This window comes from Micromonospora sp. LOL_025 (assembly GCF_048060285.1).
Taxonomy (GTDB): Bacteria; Actinomycetota; Actinomycetes; order Mycobacteriales; family Micromonosporaceae; genus Micromonospora.
Genome location: NZ_JBHMIR010000018.1, coordinates 68,057 through 79,126, shown reverse-complemented (window position 1 = coordinate 79,126; position 11,070 = coordinate 68,057). Strand labels below are relative to the sequence as shown.

Genomic DNA, 11,070 nt, shown 5'->3' with positions numbered 1-11,070 from the left:
GATGTGTACACGAGATGCGCCCTCCCAGCGATCGGGGGCCAGGTTAGCCTCACCTAATGGCCTCGGTGAACGGGGGCCCGACGACGCGTCATCCGCCGACGCCGGGGCGGGTAGTCACGTGGTGGCGGCCGATCGGCAGCATCAGCGGCTTCCGCGACGTCGGATCGACGATGACCTGACTTTCGAGGCCGAACACCGCGCGGACGCACTCCTGCGTCAGGACCTGCGCAGGCTCCCCGGCGGCGTGCAGCCTGCCGGCGGCCAGCGCGATGAGGTGGTCCGCGTACCGGGCGGCGAGGTTGAGGTCGTGCAGCACCATGACGATCGTCGTGCCGCGCGTCAGGTTCAGGTCCGTGAGCAGGTCGAGGACCTCGACCTGGTGGCTGACGTCGAGGAACGTCGTCGGTTCGTCGAGCAGCAACAGGTCCGTCTGCTGGGCCAGGGCCATCGCGATCCACACCCGTTGCCGCTGGCCGCCGGAGAGCTCGTCGACCGGGCGGTCGGCGAGGTCCGCCGTCTGCGTCGCGTCCAGGGCCGCCGCCACGGCGGCGTCGTCCTCCCTGCTCCAGCGGGAGAGCACGCGCTGGTGCGGATTGCGCCCACGACCGACGAGGTCGGCCACGGTGATCCCCTCGGGCGCCGTCGGCGACTGGGGAAGCAGGCCGAGGGTACGGGCCAGCTGCTTGGCCGGCAGCCGGTGCACCTGCTTTCCGTCGAGCAGGACGTGGCCGGCGCGGGGCACCAGCAGGCGCGACATCGACCGCAGCAGGGTCGACTTGCCGCACGCGTTGGCGCCGACGATCGCCGTGATCTTCCCGGGCGGCACGACGAGGTCGAGCGAGGAGATGACGACGCGGTCGGAGTAGCCGAGCGTCAGGCTCTCGACCGCGAGCGTGTGGGTGGTGGTCACAGCGAGCCTCCCGCGCGGTTCGTACGGATGAGCAGGTAGATGAGGTACGGGGCGCCGAGCACGCCGGTGACGACACCCACGGGGTAGCGCGTGTCGAAGGCGTACTGACCGCCGAAGTCCGCGACGGGCACCAGCAGGGCGCCGACGAGGGCGGAGGGCAGCAGCAGGGAGCCGGCCGGGCCGATGATCCGGGCGGCGATCGGCCCGGAGAGGAAGGCGACGAAGGCGATCGGCCCGGTCGCCGCGGTGGCGAAGGCGATGAGACCGACGGCCGCGACGATGACCAGGATCCGGGTGCGCTCGAGGCGGACCCCGAGCGCCGCGGCCGTGTCGTCGCCCAGCTGCATCATGGAGAGGTTGCGGGCCTGTCCCAGCAGCACCGGTGCCAGGACGGCCACGGCGACGGCCACCGGGACGGTCTCCGCCCAGGTGGCGCCGTTGAGGCTGCCGGTCAGCCAGCGCATCGCCTCCTGCAGGTCCCATTCGGCGGCCTGGGTCAGGACGTACGCGGTGATGCTGTCGAGCATCGCGGCGATGCCGATGCCGATCAGGACGAGACGGGTTCCGGCGACGCCGTCCTTGAACGACAGCGTGTAGACGACCAGCGCCACCGCCAACCCGACGACGATCGCGAAGGCGGAGACCCCCGCCTCCCCGAGGTGCAGCGTCACGATCGCGAAGGCGGCCGCGGCGCTCGCTCCGGAACTGATGCCGATGATGTCGGGGCTGGCGAGCGGGTTGCGCAGCATCGTCTGGAAGGTGACACCGCCGAGCCCGAAGCAGCCCCCGGCCAGGATCGCGAGGACGGCCCGGGGCAGGCGGAGCGTGCCCACCGTGAAGGAGGCCCCGGGGACGTCCTCGCCGGCGATCACCGCCAGGACGTCCGCCGCCGGGTAGAAGGTGCGCCCCGCCATCAGCGAGACGGCGAACGCGGCGACGACGAGGACGGCGAGCACGACGAGCACGACGCGTCGCCGGAGCGTACGGCGGACCCGGCCGTGGGTGACGGCCTCGAGAGTCGTGGTGCTCACAGCTCGCGCACTTTCTGCCGGCGGACGATGTAGATGAAGAACGGGGCGCCGATCAGCGCCGTCACGATGCCCACGTCGATCTCCGCCGGGCGCGCCACCACCCGCCCGACGACGTCCGCGGCGGTCAGCAGCGACGCGCCGAGGAGCGCGGAGAACGGCAGCAGCCACCGGTGGTCGAGCCCGACCAGCAGGCGGCACACGTGCGGGACGACCAGGCCGACGAACCCGATGGGTCCGGCGACGGCCGTGGCGGCGCCGCAGAGCAGCACGGCGCCGATCGCCGCGACGGCCCGCACGACGGCCACCCGTTCGCCGAGCCCCGCCGCGAGCTCGTCGCCGAGCGCGAGCGAGTTCAGGGCCCGGGCCGACAGGACGCAGATCGCGAAGCCCACGGCGAGGAACGGCAGGGCCTGCCGGAGGCTGTCGTAGGTCGCACCGCCGACCCCGCCGATCTGCCACGAGCGGAAGCCGCCGGCCACGTCGTTGCGGGGCAGCACGAAGGCGCTGATCAACGACGCGAGCGCCGCGGACGTGGCGGCGCCGGCGAGGGCGAGCTTGAGTGGCGTCGGGCCGCCGCGTCCCAGGGAGCCGACGGCGTACACGAAGACCGCCGCGAGGCCGGCGCCGAGGATCGCCGTCCAGAGGTAGCCGGTCGCCGAGGAGAGGCCGAAGGCGACCATGGCGGTGACCACGGCGAGCGACGCCCCCATGTTCACGCCCAGGATGCCGGGGTCGGCCAGCGGGTTGCGGGTGACGCCCTGCATGACCGCCCCGGACAGGCCGAGGGCCGCGCCGACGGCCACGGCGAGCAGGGTCCGCGGGATCCGTTTGGTGACGGCGGCCTGTTCCATGGTCGCGTCCGCGCCCCGGAACGCGGCGAGGATGTCGTACCAGCCGACGTCGCGGGAGCCCAGCGCGACCGACGCCAGCATGAACGCCAGCAGCACCGCGGCCGCGACGAGGAACCACAGCAGCCGTACCCGTGCCGGACGCCGCACCACGGCGACGTCCGGCAGGGCAGGCGAGTCGAGCCGGGTCATGACACCCGGTCGGCGGCCTTGGCGAGCATCGCGACGTAGTCGTTGAGCACGAACGGGATGGCCAGCGGGGTCGGGTTCGCCGCGGTGCCCAGTGGCGTGCTGCCGGAGAGCATGACCACCGAGCCGCGCTTGATCGCGGGGATCTTCGACAGCAGCGGGTCGGCCTGCGCGGCGGCGAGCAGCTTGTCGTCACCGTAGGCGACGATGATGTCCACGTCGTCGAAGACCTGGATCTGCTCGGCGCTCTGGTTGAGCGTGAACTTGTCGGTGCCGGCGGAGAGGGTGGCGATGCTTGCCGGGGCCTTCATCCCGAGGTCCGCGAAGAACTGGGCCCGGGTGTCGTGCGTCGTGTAGAAACCGATCTTGCTGAGGTCGGTCGGGTCGACGTGCGTCATGAACATCGCCGACTTCCCTGCCAGTCGCGGGTGCTTCCCGGCGGCGTCGGCCATCTGCTTCTCGATGTCGGCGATCAGCGCGTCGCCCTCCTTGGCCAGGCCGAGGGCCTGGCTCTCCAGCTTGATCGTGTCGCGCCACGCCGTTGCCCAGGGCGCCTTGGGGTACGCGACCACCGGCGCGATCTTGCTCAGGGTGTCGTAGTCCTGCTGGGTCAGACCCGAGTACGCGGCGAGGATGACGTCGGGCTTGGTGTCCGCGACCGCCTCGAAGTTGATGCCGTCGTTCTCGTCGAACAGCACCGGGGCTGTCCCGCCCAGCGACTTGAGCTTTTCGGCGACCCACGGCAGGACGCCGTCGTTGTCGTCGTCGCCGAAGTTGGCCTTCGCCATTCCCACGGGAACGATGCCGAGAGCCAGCGGAACCTCGTGGTTCGCCCAGGCCACTGTCGCGACCCGCTTCGGCTTCTCCTTGATCGTCGTCGTGCCGAGCGCGTGCGTGATCGTGACGGGGAACGCCGAGGAGCCGCCGTCGGTCGAGGCGTCCTCGGCCTTCGACGAACCGCCGCACGCGGTGAGCGCCAACGTGGCGGCCAGGGCGACGACCCCGGTGAGGAAGCGGTTTGAGCGCATGAAAGTACACCTCAATGCTGGTAAGGGGAGGCTAACCTAACATACGTTCCGGGGTGGTCTTGATCTACCGCGGCCCCGCCGGGAACCGCCCCCGCAGGCCGCCTCACCTGCGGTTACCGGGGCGACGCGGTCCGTGCCGCGGAGCGCGGCGCCCGCCGCCCGGCGAGCGCGACAGGCACCGGCCGGACGGGGCGCGGCCGGGACACGGACCGGGACGGCGACGGCCGGACGGGCGGCCGGAAACGACCTCCGCGGCGACGCCGGGCGCCCCGCGGCGACGCCCGACAGCGGGGCCGCGCCGACGCCGGTCGCGAAAGCGCCGACGCACCCTGGCCGGGGGCGAGCCTCCGCACCCGGACCGATTCTCCACCTTCGATGACCAGGGGCAGGAGATCAGCCGGCGCTCAGGTCAGGCTAACCTAACTTTGCAGCCAGGAGGTAGCGCAGATCCTCGAAGGAGCGACACCATGACCGTCGGCACCACACTGGTCGAGGCCGGGGTGATCAGGCGCCCGATGCTCGCCGAGGTCGTCGCCAACCGGCCGCTCACGCCTCATCTGCGGCGCATCACCCTGACCGGCGCCGAGATCGACCGCTTCGGCTACGCCGGGCCGGACCACCTGGCGCGGATCTTCCTCGCCCCCGCGCCCGACGCCGACCTGCACCTGCCGGACTCCGCGCAGTGGTGGCCCGCCCTGCAGGCCATGCCGGCGGAGCGACGGCCTGTGGTCCGCAACTACACGGTCCGGCGCCTGGACGCCGGCCGGCGCGAGCTGGACATCGACTTCGTGCTCCACGGCGACGGCGGACCGGCCTCCGCCTGGGCGCGCAGGGCCGCCCCGGGCGACCGGATCGGCGTGCTCAGCGACGGCGCCGCGTACGCCCCGCCCGCCGACACCGACTGGCAGCTGTTCGTCGGCGACGAGACCGCCATGCCGGCGATCACCGCGGCCGTCGAGGCGCTGCCGCCGCAGGCGCGGGCGATAGCGCTGATCGAGGTGGGTTCGGCGGAACACGAGATCGAGGTACGCACGCCGCCCGGTGTCACGCTGACCTGGCTGCACCGGGGCGGCGCGCCGGCGGGCGGCAGCGACGTGGTGATCCGTACGCTGCGGGACCTGGCGTTGCCGGCCGGCACGCCGTACGCCTTCGTCGCGGGCGAGTCCGCCATGGTCACGACCGTCCGACGGCACCTGTGCGCCGAACGCGGCATCGCCAAGGAACGCGTGTACTTCGGCGGCTACTGGAAGGTCGCCGCGCACTGAACTCCGGTGGCCGTGCGTGCCCGGGCCGCCCGCGCACGCGCCGGGAGCCGACCTAGGCGTTGGCCGGGTCCTCGCCGGCCGCGGGCCGGTAGCAGTCGCTCGCCAGGATCAGGGCGACGCGGTCCCGGCTCGCGGTGGTCGTGAGGCTGATCGTGATCCCGGTGCCGGGGTCACGCATCGACACGGCACCCCGGGTGCCGTCGGCGAAGGTGCGGTCCTCGGTGATCTCGTAGCCCTGCTGCCGCCACATGTCGCGGATGCGCCGCAGCGTGGTGATCTGGTCGGCGGGCGGGACCGGAAGCCCGGCGAAGCCGCTCAACGTCCACCGTCCGTCGTCGGCGATCTCGCCCCGCTGGCCCTGGCAGGGCGAGGTGTTGGTCCGCCAGTCGTCCAGGGCGACGCCGGCGGTGGCGGCGACGGCCTGGGCCCGCGCCTCGGCCAGGGTGCTCACCTCGGCTGCTGGCTTGGTCTGCAACGGATCGTCCTTTCCTGAGGAGCCGGGGTCACCGCCGGTGCAGGCGGTGACCGGCACCAGTACGGCCGCCAGGACCACCGCTCGCCACCAGGGCGTGCGGTACGGCGGGATCATGGTGCTCTGCCGTGGTCGAGGGCGGCTGCCTCGTAGTCGCCGACGATGACGGCCGCCTGGGAGCGCAGCATCTGGCTGTTCTGCGCCCAGTATCCGCTGTGGCCGGAGGTGTCGACGTGCAGGACGTTGCCGCCGAACTCCGGGTCGTGCGGCGCGGGGCCGTGGATGCCGACGAGGCCGTCGACCACCCACTCCCCGACGACGGGTACGCCGTCGAGCCAGCCGATCGTCTCCTCCGGCCGGGCGACGACGGTGTCGTCGGCCGCGGCGCCGGCCCACACGTGTCCCGGGTCGATGTTGAACTCGCCGGCGTTCTCGACGCGCATGCCGGGACTGCCGACGGCGATCAGGTCGTCCGCGGCGAGGCCGTCGCCGTTGCTGGCCGCCTCGCCGAGGACGGTCGACCCGTAGCTGTGACCGATGGCGGTGATGTGGGAGGGACTGTCGTCGTGGGAGGCGCGGAGCCCGTCGACGAAGCCGTCGAGCGCGCGGGCACCGGCCTCGGACTTGGCTCCGAACACGGCGCTGACGATGTCGAGGTTCACCGACGGGGTGTCGTAGCCGAGCCAGGCCACGACGGAGACGTCGGCGCCGGCGGGGGCAAGCTCGACCGAGGCCTCCCGCAGGTCGTTGGCCCGCCCGATCAGGCCACGGATGTCGTCGAGTTCGGTGCCGACGCCGGGAACGAGCACCGCGGTGTGGGCGGCGGTGTCCGGGTTGCCGATCGCGACCGCCGCCTTCCCGTCACCCGTCGGGTCGAACGAGAGCAGGTAGAGCCGCTCGTTCGGCGCCGCGTTCTCCGTGCCTTCCAGCTTGTCCAGCAGCAGGAGCGCGGTGGCGTGCCGCGGGTCGTCGCGGTCGCGGTGCCGGCCGGCGTCGTCACCGACGAACGTGCGCAGCGCCAACTGGTTCGCCGCGTCGCGGTCGCTGGCGGGCAGCCCGTCGAGGGCGCCGATCCGCTCCGGGTAGGCGGTGAGGTAGACCTGCCGCTCGTCGTCGGACAGGCCGCTCCACCAGGCGTGCACGTCGGCGGGGCTGCTGCCCGGCGCGGGGATGTCGTCCTCGCGCAGTTCGAGCGCCGCCGCGGCGGCGAGAGCGCCGCTGTTGGCCCGGTTGTACTCCCAGGCGAACTGCCCCGACGCGCTGGCCTTCAACTGCGTGAGGGCGCGGGCGATCCGGCTGTCGGCCTCGGTGGCCTCGGTGACGATCCGCGTGATGAGATCGGTGTAGATCGCGGCGTTCTGGACGTGCCGACGGTGGATCGTCTCCGCGTCCGGGTCGTGCCTGTCCCCTGCCGCCATCGCCGGCGCGGACACCCGCCCGGCCTCGTCCACGGCCAGTCCGAGGGACCGGGCGGCGCCGACGGCCGACTCCAACCGCCGTTGCAGGTCGCCGAACTCCTCCGCCGCCTCACGCAACACGCTCGCGGCGGTCCGCGTCTGCAGGCTCGCGACCTCGAATTCGTCGTCGAGTTCGCCCAGCCGGCCCAGCGCGGCACTGGCAGCCGGCCCCTGCCAGCCCGAGCCGCGCAGCGGCCCGGTCAGCTCGGCGCCACACCGCTCCTCCAGCTTCGCGCAGGCCCGGGACAGGTCCGTCCAGGCCTGCGCGGCGTCCCGGAGCGGGGCGACGCGCGCCTCGCGCAGGTCCGCGTAGGTCACCACCGTGCGGTCACCGCCCGTGGATGTCGAAACGGGCGGCGTTGGCCTCGTCGCTGTAGCGGTAGTCCATCGCGCAGCCCCGCAGGGCGTCGCCCACCTGCGACAGATAGCGGTCCAGCTTGGTCAGGTCGTCCGACCACGACCAGCGCAGCTGCTCCAGCGCCGCCCGGGTCTGCCATCCGGGCAGGCCGGAGACCGCGGCCCGCGTCTCGTCTCCGACGTCGGACACGTCGCGCCGCAGATCGTCCCGCAGGTCGTCGCACACCCGCGACGCCTTCTCCAGCAACTCCGGCTCGACGTGTAGCTCGATCACTGACTGGCCTCCCGCGAAGATCGATGCGAGCCTACATAACCGCCCCCCGCGCCGCGCGGATCGGTCGCCTCAGCCGGTGCCCAGCCCGGCCAGCACGTCACCGGCGCGCAGCGGCGTCCACGGATGGCCGGGCGTGCCGGTCACCGTCACCACCGTCGAGCCCGGCGCGACCGGGGCGGGCACGGGGACCAGCCGGTCGAGGGCGTCGGGGTCGACGGCGCCGGCCAGGACCGTGCGGCCGGCCAGATCCGGCGGTACGCGGATCTCGCCGGTGTCCGCCGACGCCGCCGCGCGGACGGCGGCAACGTCGGCCGGTACCTCGGTGTAGGTGTGGCCCGCGTGGCCGACCAGGATCCGGTCGGCGCGCCCGACCGCGTGCCATGCCAGCAGGTCGAGGACCGTGGTGTGGTGGCCGCCCAGGAAGTGCTCCCACTGGTCGGCGGCCGCCCGCGCGAGCTGGTCACCGTGGCGGTCGACGCTGTGGCCGTAGCCACGGCCGGTCAGGGTCAGGTCGGTCCAGAGCAGCCGCCGGGTGCGCAGGTCCACGACCATCGGCAGCAGCATCCGGGCGTTGCCGCGCAGGTCGAACCGCTGCGCGACCCGGGCGCCGTCGAACTGCTGGCCCCGGGCGAGGGGCAGCATGACGCCGGCGACCGCCTCCGTGAGGGCCTCGAACGGCACGGCGTTGTAGCTGAGGACGGTCGGCACGGCGTAGTGCACGCCGTGCGCGGCGAGACGGGTCAGGTGCAGGTCGAGGAACTCGGTGGCCCCGAGCGGAGCCGGGGCGGAAGTGAGGTCGCCGGAGTGGATCGCGCCGTCGCCGGCGAAACGCAGCCGGGTGAAGTCGCAGTGGCCCACCCGCTGCCAGTCCCGGTCGAAGAACACGCAGGACAGGTCGAGGTCGACCCGCGCGGCGCCCGGCTCCGCCCAGTGCAGGAAGAACCGCAACACCTCCGCGTCGGGCAGCGCCCGCACACTGCCCCGTGGCCACCCCGCCAGTTGCGCCGAGGCGGCCCGTTCCCGCGTCGGTGCGGGCACCTGGGCCAGGGCGGCGTCGAGGACGGCCATGTCGAACCGGCCGAGCCGGGCGGCGCGGGCGGTCAGCTCGGCGTCGACCAGCCCGCGTACCGCGGTGATCGCCGGCGCGGGCACCGGCGGGCGTCGCTCGGGCTCGGTCCAGGTGGTCACGACGCTGCCGCGGGGATGGAACACCCGCCGGGGCATACCGGGACCGGGACGGCCACCGACGATCCCGGACTCCTCGACGGCGTCGCCCACGGGCGGCGCCTCGGCGGGAGGGGGCAGCTCGTCGCCCGACCGGAACGCCTGCCGCAGGAAGGCGGGGCCGGCACCGCGCACGCCTCGCGCGACGGCGCGCAGGACGTCGCCCAGGCCGACGGCGAGCGCCGGGGCGGCCCCGCTTTGCGCGGAGCCGCGGGCCCGCGCCGCCGCCCGCGCCCGCGCGGTCGCCGCCAGCTCGGCGGCCGTCGCCCGTACCGTCTCGGCGCGGCCGGTGAGTTCAGCCGCCGCCGCGGCGAGCACGCCGGGTGCCACCCGGGCCACCGTCCGGCGCACGGCCGTCTCGACGGCCGGGTACGCCGCCGGATCGTCCCCGGCGACCCGCAGCAGGTGGTCGAGCCGGCGCCACAGCTCGCCCGGACGTTCGGTGAGCAGGCCGGCGGCCCCCGCCACGTCGCCGTCGGTCAGGGCCTCCTCCACCAGGGACGCGTGGGTCCGCACGCGGACCGTGACCGTGCCGTCGGGGTGCCCGGTCAGCACGAGCCGCCGGGGCTCGCGGGCGCAGGCCGCCACCATGGCCGCGCCGAGGGCGCTGGCGCGCGCCGTGCGGGTGCCGCGCAGCGCGGCGAACGCGACGGCCGCCGCCGGGTGCGCGGCCACCTTCTCGTACGGGTGCAGCCGCTCGCCGAGGCGCTTCCAGACGGTGGGGTGCCGCCGCAGGTCCTCTGCCGCGCCCGCGGCACCGCAGGCGTCGAGATGCGCGAGAGCCGCGCGCCGCAGCGGCCGGGGCAGGGCCCGCACCCGGGCGACCGGCACGACGACGACGGGCTCGTGGACCGGTCGCCAGGCCGCGCCCGGAGCCCCGGACCCGTCGTCCCGCCTCGGCAGGACCAGCCCCGGGTCCCCACCCGAGTACGCCCACAGGGTCCGCGCCACGTCCGTGGCGGTCGACCACCGCCGGCGGGCCGCGGCGACCAGGTCGCGGTGGCCGGGGGTGCACGCCGTGGCGTGCAGCGCCCAGGCGACGACCAGCGCGAGGGTCTCCCGCGCCGGCACCACCTCGGGCAACCAGTCGAGGCGGCCCGGCGCGGTGGCGTTCACCAACACCTCGAGGTCGGCCCGGTCGGACCCGCTCAGCGCGGCAGGACGGGCGACCAGCTCGTCGCGGAGCCGGGCCGCGGCGCCGACCGGGTCGGCCTCGAGCCCGGCGAGACGCATCGGCAGCGGCGGCGCGGCCGGGACGGCGCGCGCGCCGGTGTCCCCGACCGGCGCACCGGCCCGCCGCAGCCGGCGGCGCACCGGGGCCGGGGGCGCGACGACGGTGAGGTACGTGTCGTCCGCCGCCAGCCGGCGGCCGCAGACCGGGCACGCGGTGACCTGCTCCGGCGGGAAGCAGGCCGGGCACACGGGATGGCCGCACGGGTCGAGCGGCGCGCCACCGTCCTCGCGGCCGCACAGCACGCAGGGCGCGCCGGGCACGGCGAACAGATGGGTCAGCAGCCGCCGTACGTAGACCGCTTCGATGTCGCGCGGGGTGTCGGGGAACGACCGGTAGAGCGGCAGCATCGGACGATCCGCGCCGACCATCTCGTCGATGGTCGCCAGCAGCCAGTCGGCCCACCGGACCCGCACCGACGCCGGCAGCCGGGCCGCCGCCGTGCGCAGGTCGTCCCGGAGCAGCCAGCCACGACCGGCCAGATCGGCCTCGAGGGCGGCCACCCAGGCGGCACCGTCCACAGGGGCGGCACCCGTGCCCACCACCGCGACCCGGCCGGTGCGTCGCAGCAGCACCACGGCCAGCGCATCCATGCTCGCGACCTCCCCGTGCGAAGGCGGTGGGCGGAGAGTCGCGACGCTAGTTGCCAGGAAAGGGTGAGAAGGAAGCACCGCGGGGAGCCGCCCACCGCGAGGAAGATCGTACGGGCCGGCCGCGGCCGGCCCCACCCTGATTCCCGGCCGGGAGACACCCGTTCGCGTGCCGGGGACACCGCTGGCAGGGG

General features: G+C 74.4%; 9 protein-coding genes. 1 reads left to right on the top strand and 8 read right to left on the bottom strand.

Annotated elements, in window-relative coordinates; translation table 11 throughout:
- Positions 1-88: 88 nt before the first annotated feature.
- From ACFHW0_RS21230 to ACFHW0_RS21215, 4 genes are read right to left on the bottom strand one after another with little or no spacing between them, the layout of a single operon-like run.
- Positions 89-910, bottom strand: coding sequence for an ABC transporter ATP-binding protein (locus ACFHW0_RS21230; protein WP_416610159.1), 822 nt, complete (start codon positions 908-910; stop codon positions 89-91).
- Entirely contained in the window at positions 907-1,941 is a 1,035-nt protein-coding gene (locus tag ACFHW0_RS21225; protein WP_416610157.1) for a FecCD family ABC transporter permease, read from the bottom strand. Before ACFHW0_RS21225 ends, ACFHW0_RS21230 begins: the two co-directional genes overlap by 4 nt.
- On the bottom strand, positions 1,938-2,981 hold the full coding sequence (locus ACFHW0_RS21220) for a FecCD family ABC transporter permease (protein ID WP_416610155.1): 1,044 nt from the start codon (positions 2,979-2,981) through the stop codon (positions 1,938-1,940). Before ACFHW0_RS21220 ends, ACFHW0_RS21225 begins: the two co-directional genes overlap by 4 nt.
- Complete coding sequence (locus tag ACFHW0_RS21215) at positions 2,978-4,006, bottom strand: iron-siderophore ABC transporter substrate-binding protein (protein ID WP_416610154.1); 1,029 nt, start codon at positions 4,004-4,006, stop codon at positions 2,978-2,980. Before ACFHW0_RS21215 ends, ACFHW0_RS21220 begins: the two co-directional genes overlap by 4 nt.
- 467 nt (positions 4,007-4,473) lie before the next feature.
- Between ACFHW0_RS21215 and ACFHW0_RS21210 the strand changes: the two genes are divergently transcribed.
- Positions 4,474-5,271 (top strand): siderophore-interacting protein, encoded by a 798-nt coding sequence (locus ACFHW0_RS21210; RefSeq protein WP_416610152.1) that lies wholly within the window; start codon positions 4,474-4,476, stop codon positions 5,269-5,271.
- 52 nt (positions 5,272-5,323) lie between these two features.
- Here ACFHW0_RS21210 and ACFHW0_RS21205 read toward each other — a convergent pair whose 3' ends face one another.
- The 4 genes from ACFHW0_RS21205 to ACFHW0_RS21190 form a co-directional block, all read right to left on the bottom strand.
- The gene (locus ACFHW0_RS21205) at positions 5,324-5,860 is read right to left on the bottom strand and encodes a hypothetical protein (RefSeq protein ID WP_416610150.1); all 537 of its coding nucleotides are present in this window, start codon (positions 5,858-5,860) and stop codon (positions 5,324-5,326) included.
- Positions 5,857-7,521, bottom strand: a complete 1,665-nt coding sequence (locus ACFHW0_RS21200; RefSeq protein ID WP_416610148.1) for an alpha/beta hydrolase — start codon at positions 7,519-7,521, stop codon at positions 5,857-5,859. The genes ACFHW0_RS21205 and ACFHW0_RS21200 overlap by 4 nt, the downstream gene beginning before the upstream one ends.
- 7 nt (positions 7,522-7,528) lie before the next feature.
- A complete protein-coding gene (locus ACFHW0_RS21195) occupies positions 7,529-7,831 on the bottom strand; it encodes a WXG100 family type VII secretion target (RefSeq protein WP_416610146.1) in 303 nt (100 codons plus the stop codon).
- Positions 7,832-7,900: 69 nt separating this feature from the next.
- Positions 7,901-10,879, bottom strand: coding sequence for an MXAN_6230/SCO0854 family RING domain-containing protein (locus ACFHW0_RS21190; RefSeq protein WP_416610144.1), 2,979 nt, complete (start codon positions 10,877-10,879; stop codon positions 7,901-7,903).
- Between the last annotated feature and the right edge of the window lie 191 nt (positions 10,880-11,070).

Bases quoted from the DNA above. Each gene is read 5' to 3' on its own strand.
- ACFHW0_RS21220 (WP_416610155.1), bottom strand. From the start codon at position 2,981: ATGACCCGGCTCGACTCGCCTGCCCTGCCGGACGTCGCCGTGGTGCGG.
- ACFHW0_RS21210 (WP_416610152.1), top strand. From the start codon at position 4,474: ATGACCGTCGGCACCACACTGGTCGAGGCCGGGGTGATCAGGCGCCCG.
- ACFHW0_RS21215 (WP_416610154.1), bottom strand. From the start codon at position 4,006: ATGCGCTCAAACCGCTTCCTCACCGGGGTCGTCGCCCTGGCCGCCACG.
- ACFHW0_RS21205 (WP_416610150.1), bottom strand. From the start codon at position 5,860: ATGATCCCGCCGTACCGCACGCCCTGGTGGCGAGCGGTGGTCCTGGCG.
- ACFHW0_RS21190 (WP_416610144.1), bottom strand. From the start codon at position 10,879: ATGGATGCGCTGGCCGTGGTGCTGCTGCGACGCACCGGCCGGGTCGCG.